Below are 20,390 nucleotides of genomic sequence, written 5' to 3' on the forward strand. Positions count from 1 at the left end.
CAGGTGCGGCGGTGCTCCGCGGGACCGGTCGGCTCTGTCGGCCGCCCCACCCGGGGTGACACGGACGGGCATTATGCGTACCTTGCGTCTGCCCTGCTCGTTGACCAGGCAATGAAAGGCGTCGCGCGACGAGCGGAGGGGCGATGCATGTCGTGATCATGGCCGGCGGTGCGGGCGTACGACTGCGCCCCTACACGTCGACCCTGCCGAAGCCGCTGGTGCCGATCGGCGAGAACTACGCCATCCTGGAGATCATCCTCCGGCAGTTGGCGGCACGCGGCTTCACCCATGTCACGCTGGCCATCAATCACCTCGGTTCGCTGATCCGGGCGTTCGTCGGCGACGGCTCGCGCTTCGGGCTCGTCGTGCGGTACGCCGAGGAGCGGGAGCCGCTGTCCACCATCGGCCCGCTGTTCCACCTGCGCGACGAGCTGCCCGAGCACTTCCTCGTCATGAACGGCGACGTCCTCACCGACCTCGACTACGCCGACCTGCTCGCCACGCACCGACTCTCCGGGGCGCCGCTGACCGTCGCCACCTACCGCCGGACGGTGAAGATCGATTTCGGTGTGCTCGAGCTGGAGGGTGACAAGATCTCCTCCTTCTCGGAGAAGCCGGTCCTGGACTACCGGGTCAGCATGGGCGTCTACGGGCTCTCCCGCAGCACCATCGCCGGGTACCCGGCCGGCATGCCCTTCGGGTTCGACGAACTGGTGCTGGACCTGCTGCGCCGGGGTGAGCCGCCGGCCGGCTACGCGTTCGACGGCTACTGGCTCGACATCGGTCGCCCCGAGGACTACGACGAGGCCAACCGCTGCTTCGCCGAGGTGGAGCCGATGCTGCTGCCCGCGCGGGCACCCTCCGCGGTATGAGGAGGATCCTCGTCCTCGGCGCCTCGGGCTTCCTCGGGACACATGTCCGGCGGGCCCTGGAGGTCGACGGCGACCTGGTCTGTCCCACGCGTGCCGAGTGCGACCTCACCCGCTGCGGCACCGAGGGGCTGCGGGCACTGCTCACCTCCGTACGCCCCGACGCGGTGGTCACCTGCGCGGGCGCGGTGAGCGGCACCGCGGCCGACCTCGTCCTGGCGAACACGGTCGTCGCCGCGCGGTTGGTGGAGGCGGTCGCGGTCGCGGCGCCGACGGCCCGCCTGGTGCGCCTCGGCTCGGCGGCCGAGTACGGACCGACGCCGAACGGGTCGTCGGTGAGCGAGGACGACCCGGCGGAACCGGTCAGCGACTACGGCGTCAGCCAGGCTGCGGCCACCCGGCTGACCGAGCTGGCGGCCCGCGCGGGCCGGGTCGACGCCGTGGTGCTGCGGGTCTTCAACCCGATCGGTCCGGGGCTCCCGGCGACGACGCTGCTCGGGCGGGTCGCCGCGCAGCTCCGCCGGCCCACCCCCGGCGCCGAACTGCGCACCGGTCCACTGGACGCCCACCGCGACTTCGTCGACGTCCGCGACGTGGCGGCGGCGGTGCGCGCCGCCGTACACGCCCCCGCACTCCCGGTCCGGGTCGTCAACGTCGGCAGCGGCCGTGCCGTCGGGGTTCGCGACGCGGTGCGGCTCCTGGTCGAGACGGCGGGCGCGACCGTACGCCTCACCGAGGACCGCACCCCGCCAACCCGGTCGGCGGCGGTCGACTGGATCCGCGCCGACATCCGCCGTGCCCGCTCCACGTTGGGCTGGGCGCCACGACACGACCTGGCCGACTCGATCCGGACCGTCTGGCACGCGGCGGCCGCCGCGTCCGAGGTCCGCCCGTTCGCACCGGCCGGCTGACGCCACCGGCGGCCCCTCGCGAGCCGCCAGCAGAAGAAGGAGCAGAGGACATGACGGCACACCCCGTCGCGGATCCGGTGGTGGTCACCGGTGCGGGCGGCTTCATCGGCTCGCACCTGGTCGAGGCCCTCGCCGCCGCCGGTCACCGGGTGCGCGCCTTCGTGCACTACAACGGTGCCGGCACGCACGGCTGGCTGGACACGTTCAGCCCCGAGCAGCTCGCCGACGTCGAGGTGGTCGCCGGGGACATCCGGGACCGTGGCATGGTCCAACGCCTGGTCGACGGCGCCTCCGTCGTCTACCACCTGGCCGCGTTGGGCGGCATCCCGTACTCCTACCTCGCGCCGCAGTCCTACGTCGACACCAACATCACCGGCACTCTGAACGTGCTGGAGAGCGCCCGGTCCGCCGGCACCGGCCGGGTCGTGGTCACCTCCACCAGCGAGGTGTACGGCACCGCGACGACGGTCCCCATGACCGAGGAGCACCGGCTGCGTGGGCAGTCCCCGTACGCCGCCACGAAGATCGGCGCCGACAAGCTGGCCGAGAGCTACCACCTCAGCTTCGGGCTGCCGGTGGTCACGCTGCGGCCCTTCAACACGTACGGTCCCCGGCAGTCCACCCGGGCGGTCATCCCGACCATCGTCAGCCAGTTGGCGCGGGGGACCGGTGCGGTGGAGCTGGGCGCGCTGCGTACCACCCGGGACCTGCTCTACGTCACCGACACCGTGGCCGCGTTCCGCGCCGTCGGCACCGCGCCGGAGTCGGCCGTGGTGGGTCGGGTCTTCCAGGCGGCCACCGGTCAGGAGACGGCCATCGGGGAACTCGTGCGCCGGATCGCGGCGGTGTTCGGCAGCGAACCGCAGATCCGGGTCTCCGAGGCCCGGCTTCGCCCGGCCGACTCCGAGGTGGAGCGGCTGGTCGGCGACAACCGTCTGCTGCGTACGGCCACCGGGTGGCAGCCTGTCGCCACGCTCGACGACGGGCTGAAGGCGACCGTGGAGTGGTTCCTCGACCCGGCCAACCTGGCCCGGTACCGGGCGGAGCGCGCGGTGTGAGCCGGCTCGCCATGCCGGTGGCGGCCGGCCCGCTCCCGACGACGCGACCCGGACGCCGCACGGGCACCTGGTCCACGCTGCTGCGTGCGGTCACCGTGATGCTCCTGCTGAACTTCGACCAGTTTCCACGCCAGATCGGTCGGGCCTTTCTGCTCACCGCGGCGGCCCTCGCCGCGCTGATCGTCTTCAACGAGATCCTGCGGCCGGAGTCGCGGGCCCGGGTCGTCGTCCTCTGGGTCGTGGCGGTGTTCGGTGTCCTCGCCCTGCCCGGCGTCCTGCACCGGCCGGAGACGGAGTACGGCCAGCTCAAGTTCCTCCTGCTCGTCACCGTGACCCTGCTCGCCACCGCGGCCGTTGCGGTCATCCGGAGCCAGCGGGACGTCGAGGCGTTCGCCCTGGCCCTGGTCGGCTGCGGCGGCGTACTGGCCGTCGCCGCACTGGCCAGCGGTTCGGGTGAAGATCGGGCGGCGGGATTCGGCTCCAATCCCATCTGGTTGGCCCGGGCCATCGGCATCGCGGTCGTCGCCTGCATCTGGCTCTACTTCTGTCGGCGACTGTCCATGGCAGTCGCCTCCGGCCTCGTCGTGCTGCTCGCGCTGGGGCTGTTCGCCACCGGATCCCGTGGGCCGCTGGTGGCGACGGTCGTCGCGTTGTTCGTCCTCGTCCTGTCCGGGCTGCGGCGGAAGATCCGCCACGGGCGCCGCGAGTGGGTCGGCGTCGGCCTGCTGGGCGCGTTGGTCGTCGTGGTGCTGGCGCTGCCGTCGCTGCTTCCGCCGCGGATGTACGCCTTCGTCGTGGATCCGTCGAACGAACTGGCCGGGACCGCGCGGACGGAGATGCGCGACCGCACGATGGCGATCATCGCCGAGCACCCGGGGGGTGTCGGCTACGGCAACTGGACCAGCCACTCCTGGATGCTCGAGCACAACTACCCGCACAACATCTGGCTGGAACTGCTCGCCGAGGCGGGCTGGCTGGTGGGCGGCGCCTTCATCCTCCTCTGCCTGGTGATGGCGGTGCGGCTGTGGGGCGCGGCGCGGTCGGACGCCCTCGCCGGGTTCGTCCTCGCGATGCTGGCGTTCAACGCGGTCGCCGTGTCGACGTCGGGGGACGTCAACGCCAGCCGTGGGCTCTTCGTGTCGCTGGCCCTCGGTCTGCTGGTGCTGCTGCGGGTGCGGAGGGCGGCGGACACCGCCCCGATCGGCGCGGGTCTGCCGTGGCGCACCCGTCCCGCGGCGCACCGGCGCGAGGACCGGGAGCCCGTCCGCTGGTGAGGGGCCTGCCATCGGCGCGGCTGTCGGCGAGCCGGCGAGGTGTCCTCGCGATCGCCGCCGGCTCGGCCGGGGGGCAACTGCTCGCGCTGGCGGCCGTGCCTCTGCTGGCCCGGCTCTACCGCCCGACCGACTTCGGAACGTTCGCCGTCGTCGCGGCCCTGGTGGCGATCATCGGTACGGTCGCGGCCCTCCGCTTCGAGATGGCCGTCCCGCTTCCCGAGCGGGAGCGGGACGCGTACGCCCTGGTCACCCTGGGCTGCGTCGCCGCCTGCACCACGGCCGTGGTGGGTGCGGTGGTCGTCGCAGTCTGGGGCGACCGGCTCGCGGTCCTGTTCGGCCAGCCCACGCTGGAGCACTGGTTGTGGGTGGTGCCGCCCACGGCGGCGGCGACGGGTGTGGTCCTGGTGCTGAACCAGCTCGCGGTGCGTCGCCGGCGCTACGGCGCGATCGGCCGACGGAACCTGGTGCAGTCCACCGCCATCGTGGCCACCCAGCTCGCGGCGGGCCTGGCCGGGCTGCGCCCCGGTGGGTTGGCGCTCGGCCTCGGGGTCGGGCAGGTCGCCTCGGCGCTGGTGCTGCTCCGCGGCGCCGGCCTGCGTGCCGGTCAGGCCCGCGCCGGGCGGCTTGACCTGCTGCGGGTCGCGCGCCGCTACCGGCGTTTCCCGCTCCTGCTCGCGCCTTCGGGGCTGCTGAACGTCCTCGGGACACAGCTTCCCGTCCTCCTCGTCGCCGCCTGGTACGGCGGTGCCGTCGCCGGATGGCTGGGCATGACCCAGCGCATCATCGCCGTACCCGCCGCTCTGATAGCGTCCGCCGTCGCGCAGGTCTACCTCGCGGAGATGTCCCGGGCGGTCCGGGAGGACCCCGGCTCGGCCCGGCTGATCTTCGTTCGGGCGACCAGGAAGCTCGTGCTGATCGGCGCGGCCAGCGCCACGGCCGTCGTCGTCGTGGCACCCACCGCGTTCGGGTTCCTCTTCGGCGCGCAGTGGCGGACCAGCGGCACGTACGCGCAGGCCCTGGCCCTCTTCATGGCCGCCCAGTTCGTCGCCGCACCGCTGTCCCAGACCCTGGTCGTCTTCGAGCGCCACGGCCGGCAGCTCGGCTGGGACGTGGGCCGTGCCCTGCTCGTCCCGGGCGCGGTGACCGTGGTCGCCGTGAGCGGGCTGCCGCCGCTGGCCGCGATCTGGTCCATGAGCGTCACGGGTGCCCTCGCGTACGTGGTGTCGTGGTGGATGGCGCTGCGCGCGGTCACTGCCGCCGGCCGCGTGGTGCCGGCCGTCCCGCCCGAGCGGGAACTCCTCCCGAGAGGGTGAGGCTGCCGGGCGCGTCCTGGCCGCCGGGCGACTCGTTGATCAGTTGTCGAAGTGGAGAGGAGCCCGAAGCTATGCGTACCGCCACGGCGAGACGCCAGTCACCACCGGTGCGGGGTGCCGTCGATGAGACGTGACCCCTCGGCCGGGGCCGGTACGGGCGACACCCAGCCCGCCGACCTGCCGACGCCCGTGCCGTCCGACGGCCGCGACGCGCCGCGGCTGCTCCTCGTGTCGTACCACTTCCCGCCGGCGGAGACGGTCGGCGCACGCCGGCCGGCAGCCCTCGCCCGGTTCGCCCGCGACCACGGCTGGGACGTCCGTGTCCTCACCGCCATCGCGCCGTCCCCCGAGGGGGTCGACGCCGGCCTGGCGGAGGCGTCGATCGTCCGGGCGGAACCGACGCCGCGGCTGCCCCGGCTGAACCGGTCGGCCGGTACGGGCGCGTCTGCGACCAACGGCGCGGCACCGGCGCCGACGACACTCGCGTCGGTCCGCGCCGTCGCGAAGGGCTGGGTCTGGAAGGCCGGCATGGAACTGCTCGTTCCCGACCCGCAGGTCAACTGGATCAGAGCGGCCGTCCGGGGGTTCCTGCGCGGGCCGGACCGGTGGCGTCCGGACGTGATCGTCGCCTCCGGCCCACCGTTCTCCGGGTTCGTCGTGGCGGCGTCCCTGGCCCGGCGGTTCGGCGTTCCCTGGGTGGCCGACTACCGGGATCTCTGGTCGGTCGGCAACGAGTACTGGGTCCGGTCCGGGCCCCGCCGCGCTCTCGACCGGCGGTTGGAGCAGCGGGTGCTGCGGACGGTCACCACCTGCGTGACCGTCTCGGAGCCGCTGGCGGACGCGTTGCGGAGCACCTTCGGCGTCGATGCCCGCGTGGTGATGAACGGGATCGACCGGCGTCCGGCCCCGTCGCCGGCCGGGGGCCCCACGATCTCGTCGGCGGCCACGCTGACCCTGGCCCACACCGGCTACGTCTATCCCGGCAAACGCGATCCCGGGCCGCTCCTGGACGCCATCGCGCTGCTCGGCCCGGACGCGGCCCGGGTGCACGTGGTCTTCGCCGGTGACGACCACGGCATCGTCCGGGCGGCAGCCGAGCGGGCCGGCGTCGTCGACTCCGTCACGCTCCTCGGCCACGTCTCCGCCGAGAAGTCCTGGCGTATCCAGGTCGAGGCGGACGTGCTCGTCCTGCTGATGTGGAACGACCCGCGCGACGCCGGCACGTACACCGGCAAGATCTTCGACTATCTCCTCGCCGGCCGCCCGATCCTGCTGCTCGGCTACGAGGGCGGCGTGGCCGCCGAGCTGCTGCGTACCCGCGGTGCCGGGGTGGTCGGCAACGACCCGGAGACGATCGCGGCCCGGCTGCGCGAGTGGCTCGCGGTGAAGGACCGCACCGGGCGGGTTCCCGCCGTTGCGGCCTCCGCCCTCGACGGCCTCTACCGGGAGGACCAGCTCAGCGGGTTCCTGGAGATCCTCCGGGAGGCCGCGCAGCGGGGCACGCCCGGCTCGCGGGCACGCACCGCGACCACCGGCCGTCGCCACTAGGCGCCGCGCGGCAGCGTCCCGGCACACCGCTCGTGGTGTGCCGGGACGTCGTCGTGATGGGTGCTTCGCTCAGCGGGGGGCCGGCACCGGGACACCCCGTCCCGCTCGGCGGCGCGTCGCCTCGGCGACCGCGCGGTAGTAGGCGGCGCGCCGTGCGTCCAGCTCTCCGGCGGCGTACCGGCGGGCCCGGGCCAGGTTTCGGGCCGACGCCGCGGCCAGCCGGTCCGGGTCGGCCAGGAAGGCGGCGACCCTGTCGGCCAGCGCCGCCGGGTCGTCCGGTCGGACCAGGTCGTCCCGGGCGAGCAGCTCCGGGATGCCGCCGACGGTGGATCCGACCGCCGGCAGGGCACGGGCCATGGCCTCGATCAGGGCGCGCGGCAGGCCCTCGGTCCGCGACGGCAGCACGAACAGATCCGCCGCGTCCAGCTGCGCGCGGACCGTCTCGACGGTGGGCAGCAGCCCGGTGAAGGTGACCCGGTCGGCCACGCCGAGCCGTGCCGCGAGCTGTTCGAGCTGCGGACGGTACGCGCCGACCCCCACGTGCACCAGCCGGACGGCCGGACCGTCGCCGGTCAGCAGCGCGAGCGCCTCGATGAGGGTGTCGATGCCCTTGTAGAGCTGCTCCAGCGAGCCGATCGAGACGAGCGTCGCCGCCCGCAGCCGCGGGCGGACCGGCCGCGCCCGGGGGACGTACGCCGCCGGGGGGAGGTCCACGCTGGAGATGCCGGCCGTCGGGACCGTCGGCAGCGATGGGTAGCGGCTCTGCAGGTGCCGCTCCGTCTCGTACGCCACCGCTGCGGCGCTGCGGCACTGCTGCCGCAGCCGCCGCGTCGACGTGGCCCGCAGCACCGGCCGTAGCGGATGCCGGACCACGCCGGGGGCCAGCACGTCGTACGGGTCACCGATCACCTCGAGGGCGTACGGCAGTCGGGCGCGCTCCCGCGCCGCGGCCAGCAGCGACCCGACCGGCGACGGCACCCGGAGGATGACGGCGTCGTTGGGGCCGGCCGCCGACGCCGCCGCCCGGGCCAGCGCCCGGCGCTGCCGCACGTACTGGCCGAGACCGACGTAGTACGGCAGCGGCCAGACCTCGACACCGTCACCGTCCACCCGGGCGGCGCCGGCGGGTGCCTCGGGGACGTCACGCGTGCGGGCGGCTATCCGCACCCGGTCGAACGCGACCAGGTAGCGCCGCCAGACCGAGTGGTCCGGTCCGGCCTCGACCCAGACCCGCCCGTCGGGCGTACGACTGAACCGCGACTCGGTCGTCACCACGACCCGGGTCGGCAGGTCACCGCCGGGGCCACTCACCGGTGCCCCGCCACGGTCGCCACCCGCTCGCAGACGTCGGTGACCGTCCGGGCGGTCCGCCGGTTGTCGAACAGCTCGACCATCCGGTCCCGCGCGGCCTTGCCCCGGCCCGCCAGCGTGCCGGCCTCGAACTCGCCGTAGGCGTGCTCCAGCGCGGCCAGCAGCGCCGCCGGGTCGTCGCGGGGAACCACCCAGCCGGACCGCTCGTCGACCGTCTCCGGGAGCCCGCCGGCGTCGCTGACGATGCTCGGCACGCCCATCGCCCCCGCCTCGACCGCCGCGCCGTGGCTCTCGCTCAACGACGGGCTCACGCTCACGTCGGCGGCGTGGTAGCAGGGACGGACGTCGGGCACGGTCTCCAACCAGGTGATGGTCGGATCCTCGGCGACCCGGAACCGTTCGACCAGCTGCCGGCGGTGCGCCACTCCCGCCTGCGTCCAACCGCCGCCGACCAGCAGCAGGTGCGCGTCCGGATGTCGCCGTCGGAACTCCGGCCACGCTGCCAGCAGCACGTCGTGCCCCTTGATGCCGCGCCCGCCGTGGACGAGCCGCTTCGGCGGGTACACGTAGGCGACCATGACGGCGAGGAAGGCGTCGCGGGGGATGCCCAGTTCGGCGCGGGCGGTCAGCCGGGTCCCCGGGTCCGCGCCCGTCGGGTCGAAGGCGCTGGTGTCCACCCCGTACGTGGCCACGGCCCGGCGCGGCGCGGGACAGCCAAGGGCGCCGTACCGCTCGGAGGCGTTCGCACAGCCGCAGATGATGGTGTCGTCCAATCGCCACAGCAGACGTTCGGCCGCTCTGATCACGGGGGAGTCGAGGTAGAGCGGTCCCGCCACGGTGTGCACCCGGCGCACCGGCAGGCCGACCGTCGCCATCCGGGCCACGTACGCGGACGCGATCAGGTGGTATTGCAGCACGTCGGGTCGCAGCTGGCGGATGAGGCGCCGGAGCCGCCACAGCCCCGCCAGCATCGACGGCCCCGGCCGGAAGGGGAACGGGCAGTCGACCACGTCGAAGTGGCGCCGGCGCAGCTCGTCGCTGAGCCGGCCGGCGCCGGGCGGGAGCACCACGACGACCTCGTGTCCCCGCTGGCGCATGGCCTCCACCTGCGGCAGGATCCAGAGCCCACCGTCGTTCGTCTTGATCAGCACGGCGATCCGGAGTGGTCTGCCCGCCGGTCGCCGTTCCCGCCCCGGCGCCTGCTTCTCGTCGGTCGATGTCACCTGGAGGAACTCCCTTCGTCCTGCTCGCCGACACACCGGTGGGGGCGCCGGCAGCGGCCCGGCGGTCGCCTCCTGGGCGCGCCGGGCCGCTCGGTTCACACGTCAGCGGCGCAGCGGTGTCTCCTGCGCGAGGTCGAACAGCGGGTCGAGCGGCGAGACGCAGAGCAGGGCGAGCTGCTCGATGACCTTCTCCGGGTCGTCGTACGGGTCCAGCCCGGTGATCTCGATCGGGTCCAGCGCCGGCACCGGGACATGGGAGACGAGCGGGTGGAACGGTCGCGTGTCGGTCTCCCCGGTGCCCAGCAGGTCCTCGTGCAGCTTCTCGCCCACGCGGAGCCCGGTGTAGACGATCGGCACGGAGCTGGCGGCCTGCTCGATCAGCTGCCGGGCCATGTCGAGGATCCGGACCGGTTCACCCATGTCCAGCACGAGCGCCTCGCCGTCGCGTCCGATCTCGGCGGCCTGGAGCACCAGGTGCACCGCCTCCTCGACGGTCATCAGGTAGCGGGTCACGTCGGGGTGGGTGACCGTGAGGGGGTTGCCGGCCTCGATCTGCCGCTGGAACGCGGTGACCACCGAGCCTCGGCTGCTGAGCACGTTGCCGAACCGGACGCTGAGGAACGTGCCGGGGAACCGGGAGGCGGCGTGCGCGGTGAGTCGCTCGGTGATGCGCTTCGAGTAGCCGAGCACGCTGATCGGGTTGGCGGCCTTGTCGGTGGAGATGTTGACGAACCGTTCCACCTCACGGCAGGCGTCCAGCACCGACAGGGTGCCCCAGACGTTCGTCTTGACCGCTTCGCCGGGGTGCCGCTGGAGCAGGGGGAGGTGCTTGAGCGCCGCCGCGTGGAAGATGACGTCCGGCCGGCGTTCCCGGATGATGCGCCGGATCCCCTCGTCGTCGCGCAGGTCGGCGAGGATGAGTTCGGGCCCGTCCAGCAGCGCCCGGCCGTCGAGGGACATCTGGAGTCCGTGCAGGGCGGACTCGTCGCGGTCCAGCATCATCAGCTCGCCCGGATCGGCCTTCATCACCTGCCGGCAGAGCTCCGAGCCGATCGAGCCGCCGGCGCCGGTGACGAGGACCCGGCGGCCGGTGAGGCTGCTGGTGCTCAGCGGCAGGTCGCCGACGACCTGACGGCGGCCGAGCAGATCGCTGATGCGGACGTCCCGCACGTCCGTGACGGTGATCCGGTGGTCCACCAGGTCCCGCATGGGCGGCAGCACCTTGAACGCGGCCCCGGTCTCCAGCGTCGCCTCGCGGATCTCACGGATCAGGGCGGCGTCGGCGTTGGCCACCGCGAAGATGACCGTCGTCGCGCCGGTGCGGCGTACGGCGGCGGCGACGTGGTGCCGTCCACCGAGGACGCGGACGCCACCGATACGCAGGTTCCGCTTGTCCGGGTCGTCGTCGAGGGCGCCGACGGGGAGGTACCGGCTGCGCGGGTCACCGAGCATCGCCCGGAGCAGGCCCTGTCCCGCCTCACCCATCCCGAACAGCAGCACCGGTGTCGCGGAGCGTACGTCCGGCCGCATGGCGAGGTCGCGACGGTGCCGGTACGCGAACCGGGTGGCGAGCATGAACAGCAGGGCCAGCGCGCCGGCGACCAGCGGCGTGCTCGCCGGGACCGGCCGGTCGGCCGACGGGAGCAGCGCGAGCAGCACGATTCCCGAGGTCGTGATCGCCGCTCCGGCGACACCCTGCACCTCCTGGAGGCTGCCCAGCGGGTGCCGTCCGGAGTAGAGCCGGCGGACCGCCGCGACGGCGATGTGCACCAGGGCGGCGGCGACGCCGACGCCGACGGCCCGGGGCAACAGGCCCGGTGGCAGGTGGAACTCGTAGCGCGTCCACGCCGCCGCGAGGAAGCCACCGAGCCAGGCGACGGTGTCCGTGGCCAGGAAGCCGGCGGTGCGGCGTCGGGCGCGGGCACGACGATCGGCGGCCGGTGTGCGTCGCGGGGTGTCCGTGTCCAGCGGCATGTGTGCTCCTTGTCGCGTCTGTCGACCACTTCCCGCACACCCGGGCGGGGCAAATTTGTTCTATAAAGGTTTCTACTACCTTTTTATGGCCTTTTGGGCGTTTTCGTGAGAGCGGCGTAACCCGGGGGACGATCGGGCCCGCCTCCCGGTCAGCGGGCCGGGACGCCCTTGACCACCACGCCGTCGGGGACGTCCCGGACCACGCAGGCGCCCGCACCGACCGTGCTGTCCCGGCCGACCCGCAGGCCCTGCAACACGGCGGCGGTCGTGCCGATCAGCACGCCCTCGGCCAGGTGGCAGTCACCGGAGACGGCGGCCAGCGGGTTGACGGACACGAAGTCGGCGAGCGTGCTGTCGTGCCCGACCGTGGCGTTCTGGTTGAGGTGCACGTGCCGGCCGAGAGTGACGTTGGTGGTGACCCGGGCTCCCGGGAACGCGACGAAGCCCGGCCCGTGCACGATGTCCGGCCCGATCGTGGCCGCCGGGTGGACGACGCTGGCCGCCGCGATGCCGTAGCCCTCGACGCGCCGAGCCACCGCACGCCGGATGCGGGGGTCGCCGATGCCGATCACGTGGTGCGTCTCCGGCGGCGCGTCCCGTAGCCAGGCGACTCCGCCGAGGAACGGCACATCGAGCCGCTGCACCCGCTTGAGGTTCTCCTCCGAGGGGCGGTCGTCGACGAAGCCGAGCAGTCGCCAGCGCGGCCGGCGCGCGTCGACGTCCATCGCGCGGGCGATCGTGAGGACCTCCCGGCCGTGGCCGCCGCAGCCGACGACCACCAGTGGGATCGTCACGCTGTCGTCGCGCCCACGCGGGCGGCCAGAAACTCGTCGATCGCCCCGAGGACCGACGTCACCTGCTGCTCGGTGAGCGCGCTGCCGCTCGGCAACGTGAGCCCGTCGGCGAAGAGCGCGTCGGCGGCGCCGGTCAGCAGGCTCTCGGCACCCGCGAAGACCGGCTGGTGGTGCATCGGCTTCCACACCGGGCGCGTCTCGATGCTCCGGCCGGCCAGGTGCGCACCCAGTTCGGCGGCACGCCAACCGGACCGCTGCGGGTCGACGCGGATGCAGGTGAGCCAGCAGTTGGCTTCGGCGTCCTCGGCACCGATCAGCTCGACGCCCGGCACCGACGCGAACAGTTTGGCGTAGCGCTCGCGGAGCTGCCGGCGGCGCCAGATCATCCCGTCCAGCCGTACCAGCTGGGCGCGACCCAGCGCGGCGAGCAGATTGCTCAGGCGGTAGTTGAAGCCGGTCTCACGATGCTCGTAGTGCGGCGTGGGTTCCCGTGCCTGGGTCGCGAGGTGCCGGGCCCGGCTCAGCAGCGCCGGGTCGTCGGAGACCAGCATGCCGCCGCCCGACGTCGTGATGATCTTGTTGCCGTTGAACGACAGCGCGCCGATCCGACCGAACGAGCCGGCGGCCCGGCCGTGGTGGTGCGCGCCCAGCGCCTCCGCGGCGTCCTCGACCACCGGTACGTCCGCCTCGGCGCACACCGGCAGCAGCGCCGTGTAGTCGACGCAGCTGCCGAACATGTCGACCGGCACCACGGCGGCGACCCGTTCACCCCGCTCACGCAGTCGACCCAGCAGCTCGGCCAGCAGGGCGACGTCGATGTTGCCACTGTGCGGATCACAGTCGACGAAGACGGGCCGCGCGCCGATGTAGCGGACCGCGTTGGCCGTGGCGACGAAGGTCAACGTCGGCACGATGACGACGTCTCCGGGGCCGACGCCGACACCGAGCAGGGCCAGGTGCAACGCGGCGGTTCCGGAGCTGACCGCCACCGCGCCCTGCGTGCCGACCCGCCGGGCCACCTCGCTCTCGAAGGCGTCGAGGTCCGGGCCGACCGGGGCCACCCAGCCCGACCGGAGGGCCGCGAGGACGTACGACTCCTCCAGCGGCCCGACGTCGGGCGGGGAGAGGTAGATGGTCCGGCTCACCGTGGGCTCCCGAGGAACTCGGGCGCGGTCGCCGATCCCTTCGCGGAGATCCCCTCGCGGCGCAGGACGGTCCGCACCGTCGCGCCGAGAATCGCCAGGTCGAGGCGGAGGTTCCGGGTGTCCACGTAGGTCACGTCGAGCTCCAGCTTGTCCTCCCAGCTCAGACTGTTGCGGCCGCGTACCTGGGCCAGGCCGGTGACACCGGGACGGACCTCGTGCCGGCGGGCCTGGGTGGGCGAGTACCGGGTGAGGTACTCGGGCAGCAGCGGCCGGGGGCCGACCAGGCTCATGTCGCCCCGCAGCACGTTCCACAGCGTGGGCAGCTCGTCCAGGCTGGTGGCGCGCAGCCAGCGCCCGAGTGGCGTGAGCCGTTCGGCGTCGGTCACCAGCCCGCGGCGCGCGTCCATGGGACGCATGGTCCGGAACTTGACCAGCTCGAACGGGAGACCGTGCCGCCCCGCACGACACTGCCGGAAGAGCACCGGCCGGCCGAGTCCCACCGCGACGAGAGCGGCGACCACCGCGAGCAGCGGCGCGGTCAGGACCAGCAGGGCGATCGCCACGGTCACGTCGAGGAGCCGTTTGCCCCGCTCCGGCCGTGCCGAGGCGGGTACGGGGCGCTCGGGTGCGTTCACGAGTCCAGACACCGACACCGATCCGACCTCCCGGCAAAACCGTCAAAGACTACGAAACAGTCCTATCAGTGAATTGCACTCGGAGTGCCGACAACCTCGACACTCCCCCCGCAATCCGTCGGATCAACCTCGAAAGTCCCGCTCAGGACACGGCTTCGACCCGGCCGACCTTCGTACCCGGCCCAGGCCTCCGAGGGCAGCGGGGCGTTCGGCGGCTGATCGACGGGGGAGGGACAGCGGCGACCGCGGGGCGACCGCTGACCGACGTGGTCCGGAGTCCCGACGTCCGTTCCGGTGATCGGTCTCCGGCAGGGAGGCGCTCAGGAGCCCCGGCGGGAGGCGCTCCGCGCTGACCCGCGTCAGGGGCCGTCGTTCCCGTCGAGCAGCCGGGCCAGCAGGACCTCCAGCGGGATCGACTCGCCGTCGCGGCCGCCCGCGCCGACGACCAGCGGCGGCGGGCTGGGCTCCGGATCGGCGCCGAACAGCCGCGCGCGCAGACCGCCCGGCACGGTCAGCAGATGGAACCGTCCGTCGGTGTCCACGGCGCGGCTCCGGGCACGGTCGACGTACCAGCCGCGCAACCGCGTCCGGTACCGACCCCGCCCGTCGTAGGACCGCGCGGTCAGGGGCGTGGGCGGCAGGCCGCGCCGGACGGCCTCGGCGACGAACCGGGCCACCAGCTCAGCCGCCTCGGCCCGCTCCGCCGCCCGGCGCTGCTCGTCGGCCGCCGCGTGCGCCCGCACCGCCTGTCGCTGCCGCTCCCGCCAGTCCGGGCCGTCGTCGGATGCCACGACCCCGAAGGTACGCGACGCCCCGCCCCGCCGGGCGGGCGTGACGCCCTGTCCGCCGCCGGGTGCGGCGCCCGGCCATCGGACGGGACGGTGGTGTCGGACGCCGTCGAGCTGAGCCGCGCACGACATGGCGGGCGGGTTGGCCCACCGGCGGGTCAGCCCGACGGCGTCCGTTCCGGTGCGGGGCCGTGCCCCGGCCGGCGCTCAGGCGAGGCCGGCGCGGCGCAGTGCCTCGGCCATCGCGTCGTTGGCCGGCGCCGCCGCGCCACCGCCGCGGCCCTGCCGCTGCGGCGACCCACCGCCGCGAGCCTCCCGGCCACCGCCCTGCCCGCCGCGACTGCCGCCCTGCCCGCCGCGACCACCGGCGCCCTGCCCGCCGCGACTGCCGCCCTGCCCGCCGCCGCGCTCCCGCCGGCCACCGCCCTGCGGTTCGCCGCGCCCCGCCTCCGCGTCGTCCTCCAACCGGAGGGTGAGCGAGATCCGCTTGCGGGGTACGTCGACGTCCAGCACCTTGACCCGGACCACGTCGCCGGACTTGACCACCTCGCGCGGGTCCTTGACGAACGTGCGGGACATGGCCGAGACGTGCACGAGCCCGTCCTGGTGCACGCCGACGTCCACGAACGCGCCGAACGCGGCCACGTTGGTCACCACGCCCTCCAGCACCATGCCCGGCACCAGGTCGCTGATCTTCTCCACCCCCTCGACGAAGGTGGCGGTGCGGAACTCCGGCCGTGGGTCGCGGCCCGGCTTCTCCAGCTCGGCCAGGATGTCGGTGACGGTGGGCAGGCCGAAGGTGTCGTCGACGAAGTCGGTGGCCCGCAGCCCCCGCAGGATGGTGCTCCTGCCGATCAGCGACCGCAGGTCCTGCCCCGTGGTGGACAGGATCCGGCGCACCACCGGGTACGCCTCGGGGTGCACGCTGGAGGAGTCCAGCGGGTCGTCGCCGCCGGGGATGCGCAGGAAGCCGGCGCACTGCTCGAAGGCCTTCGGCCCGAGCCGGGCGACCTTCTTCAGCTCCGCCCGGGTGCGGAACGGCCCGTTCGCGTCGCGGTGCAGCACGATGTTCTCCGCCAGCCCGGCGCCGATGCCCGAGACCCGGGTCAGCAGCGGCGCGGAGGCGGTGTTGACGTCGACGCCCACCGCGTTGACGCAGTCCTCGACCACCGCGTCCAGCGACCGGGAGAGTTTCACCTCCGACAGGTCGTGCTGGTACTGGCCGACCCCGATCGAGCGCGGGTCGATCTTCACCAGCTCGGCGAGCGGGTCCTGGAGCCGGCGGGCGATGGAGACCGCGCCGCGCAGCGAGACGTCCAGCCCGGGCAGCTCCTGGGAGGCGTACGCGGAGGCGGAGTAGACCGACGCGCCGGCCTCGGAGACCACCACCTTCGTGAGGTTGAGCTGCGGGTACCGCTTGATCAGCTCACCGGCGAGCTTGTCGGTCTCCCGGCTGGCGGTGCCGTTGCCGATGGCGACCAGCTCGACGCCGTGCGCCCCGGCCAGCCGGGCGAGGGTCTCGATCGAGGCGTCCCACTGCCGGCGCGGCTCGTGCGGGTAGATCGTGTCGGTGGCGACCACCTTGCCGGTGGCGTCCACGACGGCGACCTTCACCCCCGTACGCAGGCCCGGGTCCAGCCCCATGGTGGGCCGGGTGCCGGCCGGCGCGGCGAGCAGCAGGTCCCGCAGGTTGGTGGCGAAGACCCGCACCGCCTCCTCCTCGGCCGCCTGCCACAGGCGCATCCGCAGGTCGGCTCCGAGGTGGATGAGGATCCGGGTGCGCCAGGCCCAGCGCACCGTGTCGGCCAGCCACCGGTCCGCCGGCCGGCCCTTGTCGCTGACGCCGAACCGCCCCGCGATCACCGCCTCGTAGCGGCTCGGCCCGGTGGCTGCCGCGTCGGCGTCGCCGGCCTCCTCGGGCTCCATCGTCAGGTCGAGCACGCCCTCCTTCTCGCCCCGGAACATGGCCAGGATCCGGTGCGAGGGCAGCTTCGGGTACGGCTCGGCGAAGTCGAAGTAGTCGGCGAACTTGGCGCCGGCCGCCTCCTGCCCGTCGCGTACGCGGGAGACCAGCCGGCCCCGCGACCACATCTGCTCGCGCAGCGTGCCGATGAGGTCGGCGTCCTCGGCGAAGCGCTCGATGAGGATGGCCCGGGCGCCCTCCAGGGCGGCGGCCGGGTCGGCCACGCCCTTCTCCGCGTCGACGTAGCCGGCGGCGACCTCCCGGGGGTCCTGCGACGGGTCGGTCAGCAGCGACTCGGCCAGCGGCTCCAGCCCGGCCTCGCGGGCGATCTGCGCCCGCGTGCGGCGCTTGGGCTTGTAGGGCAGGTAGATGTCCTCCAGGCGGGACTTCGAGTCGGCCGCCATGATCTGTGCTTCCAGGGCCTCGTCGAGCTTGCCCTGACCGCGGATCGACTCCAGCACCGCCGCGCGTCGCTCGTCCAACTCGCGCAGATAGCGCAGCCGCTCCTCCAGGGTGCGCAGCTGGGTGTCGTCGAGCAGGCCGGTGGCCTCCTTGCGGTAGCGGGCGATGAACGGCACGGTGGCGCCGCCGTCGAGCAGCTCCACGGCCGCCCGTACCTGACGCTCGGCGACGCCGAGCTCGTCGGCGATCCGCTGATGAACAGAGAGGGTCACGATCTCGATCCGCCTTCGGTGTGGGTTCCGCTGTGCATTCTGCCGGCCCGCACCGACGCCCGTCGCCGCCCCCGGCCCGGCGTGCCGGCACCTCGCCCCGTGACGCCGTCGCCGCCCCCGGCCCGGCGACCCGTCGCCGCCACGGCCCACGCTGCGCTAGCGTGGCGATCATGGAACCTCCCGCGGACCCGCGCGCCCGGCGGCTCTTCGGCGGCAGCGCCCGGGCGCTCGGCGACCTGGCAGCCAGCCCGTTCCGGGCCGACCGGGACCGCATCGTGGCCTCGCCGTTCTTCGCCCGGCTCAACGGCGTCACCCAGGTCGTCAGCCCCGGCGGCTCCGGCCTGCTCGTGCACAACCGGCTCACCCACAGCCTCAAGGTGGCGCAGGTCGCGCGGGCCATCGCCGAGCGGCTCACCGCCGACGAGCGGCACCGCGACCTGCTGGAGAAGCTGGGCGGCTGCGACCCGGACGTGGTGGAGGCCGCCGCGCTCGCCCACGACCTCGGCCACCCGCCGTTCGGGCACCTGGGTGAGCGGGTGCTGGACCGGCTGGCCCGCCAGCGCCTCGGGTTGACCGACGGCTTCGAGGGCAACGCCCAGTCGTACCGGATCGTCACCAGCACCGAGATCCGTGGCGCGGCGACCACCGGCCTGGACCTCACGGCGGCCGTGCGGGCCGCGCTGCTGAAGTACCCGTGGACGCGGCTGGACCATCCCGACCCGCATCCCCGGCTGCTGGACCCGCCGCCGCGCGGCGCCACCCCGCCGCCGGACGACCCGGGCAGCGGCTCGTCGAAGTTCGGGGCGTACCGCACGGAGATCGGCGACCTGCGGCAGGCCCGGGAACCGTTCGTGGGGCGCATCCCGGACTGGCAGCAGACCCCCGAAGCGTCGATCATGGACACCGCCGACGACATCGCGTACGCGATCCACGACGTCGAGGACTTCTACCGGGTCGGGGTGCTCCAGCAGGGTGCCGTGGCCGCCGAGCTGATGGCCTGGCAGCGCGAGAGCGGGCACCTGCGCGCGATCACCGACGCGGCCCTGGCCGCCGCCGCCCGCCGACCCGGCTCGGCGATCGAGCGGCTGCGCCGGCAACTGCACCGCAAGGACGCCTGGATCGCCGACGACGAGGCGTTCGCCGCCGCCGTCGAGCACGTCCGCGAGGAACTGGTGGAGGGGCTGCTGGCCATGCCCTTCGACGGCTCCATCGAGGCGGAGCAGTACGTGGCCCGGTTCTCCGCCCGCTGGACCACCCGCTTCGTCGACGCGATCACCGTGGTCGAACAGCCGGCGGTGCGCTCCGGGCACGTGCTGCTCGCCCCCGCGCAGTGGCACGAGGTGCAGGTGCTCAAGTTCGTCCACCACCGGTTCGTGCTGGCCCGGCCCGACCTGGCCCTGCACCAGCGCGGGCAGGCCCGGCTGCTGGGCACCCTGGTGGAGGCGCTGCTGGAGTGGCTCCTCGACCCCGAGGAGGAGTCCCGGCTGCCGCGCCGGCTGCACGACCTGGTGGAGCTGGCCGAGGCGGAGCTGCACCCGCGTACGCCGGACCGGATCGGCAAGGCCCGTGGGCGGGCGATCGTCGACTTCGTCGCCCAGCTCACCGACGGCCAGGCGGTCGCCATGCTGGACGCCCTGTCGGGCCGCTCCGGGGCGCTCTGGACCGACGCCTTCGTGCTCTGAGGGGCGGCGCCGTGGCCGGCCCACGGCCTGTGGGGCGGCGCCGTGGCCCGCCCCACGGCGCTCAGGCGACGGCCTGCCACCAGCCGTCGACGGCGGGCGGGTCGTCCACCACCACCCGCTCGCCGGGGCGGGGCACGGCGAGGCGCACGTCCCGGGCCTTCGCCTCGGCCCAGATCCGGTCCACCGGCTCGGACCAGTCGTGCAGGGCCAGGTTGAACGTCGCCCAGTGCACCGGCAGGAGCAGCCCGCCGCGCAGGTCGAGGTGGGCGGCGACGGCCTCCTCGGGGAACATGTGGATGCTCGGCCAGGCCCGGTCGTACGCGCCGATCTGCATCAGCGTCACGTCGAACGGCCCGTGCCGCTCGCCGATCTCGGCGTAGCCGTCGAAGTAGCCGGAGTCGCCGGTGTAGAAGACCTTCCGGTGCGCGCCGGCGACCACCCAGGAGCTCCAGAGCGTGCCGTCGCGGCGCAGCCCCCGGCCGGAGAAGTGCTGGGCGGCGGTGGCGGTGATCTCCAGCCCCGCCACCCGGTGGCTCTCCGCCCAGTCCAGCTCGACGATCCGGCCGGCCGGTACGCCCCAGCGGTCCAGGTGCGCGCCCACGCCCAGGGGCACCAGGAACGGCGCCGACTGCAGGGCGGTCAGCGCCTGGACGGTCGCCATGTCGAGGTGGTCGTAGTGGTCGTGCGAGATCAGGATCGCGTCGACCGGGGGCAGTTCGTCGAGGCGCACCGGTGGCCGGTGCAGGCGGCGCGGACCGACCAGGCTCGACGGGGAGCACCGGTCGCTCCACACCGGGTCGAGCAGCACCCGCCGGCCCTCGACCTCGATCAGGGCGGAGGCGTGGCCGTACCAGACGACGTTCAGCTGGCGCCCCGCGTCGTCGGCCGGCGCGGCGCCGGGACGCAGCAGCGGCACCGCGACGCCCGGCCGGCGCTTCTGCTTGCCGAAGAGCAGCTCACGGACCAGGTTGCGGTCGGGGGTGCCGGCCATCGAGCGGGAGCCGCCCGGATTGCGGAAGACGCCGTCGTGGAACCGGGGCGAGCGGGCGGCCCGCTCCGCGCGGGCGCCGGTGAGCCGGCCGCCGAGCGCCGCCGGCACGTCCCGGGCCACCCACGCGAGCCCGGCCAGCGCGGCCAGCCCGGCCGCCCCACGCAGCCGCCGGCCGAGGGTCCCCTCGATTCCCGCGCGTTCCGCTGGTGCGCCCATCGCCGTCCCTCCGCCGTGTCC

General features: G+C 74.1%; 16 protein-coding genes. 7 read left to right on the top strand and 9 right to left on the bottom strand.

Annotated elements, in window-relative coordinates; all coding sequences use genetic code 11:
* Nucleotides 1-143: 143 nt before the first annotated feature.
* The 6 genes from CLT72_RS00720 to CLT72_RS00745 all read left to right on the top strand — a co-directional run bounded on the left by CLT72_RS00720 (nucleotide 144) and on the right by CLT72_RS00745 (nucleotide 6,973).
* A complete protein-coding gene (locus CLT72_RS00720) occupies nucleotides 144-872 on the top strand; it encodes a nucleotidyltransferase family protein (protein ID WP_101409076.1) in 729 nt (242 codons plus the stop codon).
* Nucleotides 869-1,780: an NAD-dependent epimerase/dehydratase family protein gene (locus CLT72_RS00725; RefSeq protein WP_101409077.1), complete on the top strand. Its 912-nt coding sequence runs from the start codon at nucleotides 869-871 to the stop codon at nucleotides 1,778-1,780. The genes CLT72_RS00720 and CLT72_RS00725 overlap by 4 nt, the downstream gene beginning before the upstream one ends.
* Nucleotides 1,781-1,830: 50 nt before the next feature.
* Nucleotides 1,831-2,838, top strand: coding sequence for an SDR family NAD(P)-dependent oxidoreductase (locus tag CLT72_RS00730; RefSeq protein WP_101409078.1), 1,008 nt, complete (start codon nucleotides 1,831-1,833; stop codon nucleotides 2,836-2,838).
* Nucleotides 2,835-4,112, top strand: a complete 1,278-nt coding sequence (locus CLT72_RS00735; protein WP_101409079.1) for an O-antigen ligase family protein — start codon at nucleotides 2,835-2,837, stop codon at nucleotides 4,110-4,112. Before CLT72_RS00730 ends, CLT72_RS00735 begins: the two co-directional genes overlap by 4 nt.
* Nucleotides 4,109-5,425 carry an oligosaccharide flippase family protein gene (locus tag CLT72_RS00740; protein WP_158241941.1) on the top strand — a complete coding sequence of 439 codons (1,317 nt, stop codon included), beginning with the start codon at nucleotides 4,109-4,111 and terminating at the stop codon, nucleotides 5,423-5,425. Before CLT72_RS00735 ends, CLT72_RS00740 begins: the two co-directional genes overlap by 4 nt.
* Nucleotides 5,426-5,548: 123 nt before the next feature.
* Nucleotides 5,549-6,973, top strand: coding sequence for a glycosyltransferase (locus CLT72_RS00745; protein WP_101409080.1), 1,425 nt, complete (start codon nucleotides 5,549-5,551; stop codon nucleotides 6,971-6,973).
* Between the two features lie 69 nt (nucleotides 6,974-7,042).
* Here CLT72_RS00745 and CLT72_RS00750 read toward each other — a convergent pair whose 3' ends face one another.
* The 8 genes from CLT72_RS00750 to CLT72_RS00785 all read right to left on the bottom strand — a co-directional run bounded on the left by CLT72_RS00750 (nucleotide 7,043) and on the right by CLT72_RS00785 (nucleotide 17,480).
* Entirely contained in the window at nucleotides 7,043-8,284 is a 1,242-nt protein-coding gene (locus CLT72_RS00750; RefSeq protein WP_486484157.1) for a glycosyltransferase, read from the bottom strand.
* The gene (locus CLT72_RS00755) at nucleotides 8,281-9,507 is read right to left on the bottom strand and encodes a glycosyltransferase family 4 protein (RefSeq protein ID WP_486484158.1); all 1,227 of its coding nucleotides are present in this window, start codon (nucleotides 9,505-9,507) and stop codon (nucleotides 8,281-8,283) included. The genes CLT72_RS00750 and CLT72_RS00755 overlap by 4 nt, the downstream gene beginning before the upstream one ends.
* Nucleotides 9,508-9,609: 102 nt before the next feature.
* On the bottom strand, nucleotides 9,610-11,481 hold the full coding sequence (locus CLT72_RS00760; protein WP_101409081.1) for a nucleoside-diphosphate sugar epimerase/dehydratase: 1,872 nt from the start codon (nucleotides 11,479-11,481) through the stop codon (nucleotides 9,610-9,612).
* Nucleotides 11,482-11,630: 149 nt separating this feature from the next.
* Nucleotides 11,631-12,275, bottom strand: coding sequence for an acetyltransferase (locus CLT72_RS00765; RefSeq protein WP_101409082.1), 645 nt, complete (start codon nucleotides 12,273-12,275; stop codon nucleotides 11,631-11,633).
* Nucleotides 12,272-13,420, bottom strand: coding sequence for a PLP-dependent aminotransferase family protein (locus CLT72_RS00770; RefSeq protein ID WP_486484159.1), 1,149 nt, complete (start codon nucleotides 13,418-13,420; stop codon nucleotides 12,272-12,274). Before CLT72_RS00770 ends, CLT72_RS00765 begins: the two co-directional genes overlap by 4 nt.
* Nucleotides 13,417-14,055 (bottom strand): sugar transferase, encoded by a 639-nt coding sequence (locus CLT72_RS00775; RefSeq protein ID WP_101409083.1) that lies wholly within the window; start codon nucleotides 14,053-14,055, stop codon nucleotides 13,417-13,419. The genes CLT72_RS00770 and CLT72_RS00775 overlap by 4 nt, the downstream gene beginning before the upstream one ends.
* A 359-nt stretch (nucleotides 14,056-14,414) precedes the next feature.
* Nucleotides 14,415-14,846 (bottom strand): hypothetical protein, encoded by a 432-nt coding sequence (locus tag CLT72_RS00780; RefSeq protein ID WP_101414855.1) that lies wholly within the window; start codon nucleotides 14,844-14,846, stop codon nucleotides 14,415-14,417.
* 204 nt (nucleotides 14,847-15,050) lie between these two features.
* On the bottom strand, nucleotides 15,051-17,480 hold the full coding sequence (locus CLT72_RS00785) for a Tex family protein (RefSeq protein WP_486484160.1): 2,430 nt from the start codon (nucleotides 17,478-17,480) through the stop codon (nucleotides 15,051-15,053).
* Between the two features lie 170 nt (nucleotides 17,481-17,650).
* Here CLT72_RS00785 and CLT72_RS00790 point away from each other — a divergent pair, with 170 nt between their 5' ends.
* Nucleotides 17,651-19,162, top strand: coding sequence for a deoxyguanosinetriphosphate triphosphohydrolase family protein (locus tag CLT72_RS00790; protein ID WP_101414857.1), 1,512 nt, complete (start codon nucleotides 17,651-17,653; stop codon nucleotides 19,160-19,162).
* Between the two features lie 61 nt (nucleotides 19,163-19,223).
* On the opposite strand, the gene CLT72_RS00795 is transcribed toward CLT72_RS00790, so the two are convergent.
* Nucleotides 19,224-20,369, bottom strand: a complete 1,146-nt coding sequence (locus tag CLT72_RS00795) for an MBL fold metallo-hydrolase (protein WP_101409084.1) — start codon at nucleotides 20,367-20,369, stop codon at nucleotides 19,224-19,226.
* Between the last annotated feature and the right edge of the window lie 21 nt (nucleotides 20,370-20,390).

It is taken from the genome of Micromonospora sp. CNZ309 (assembly GCF_002846525.1).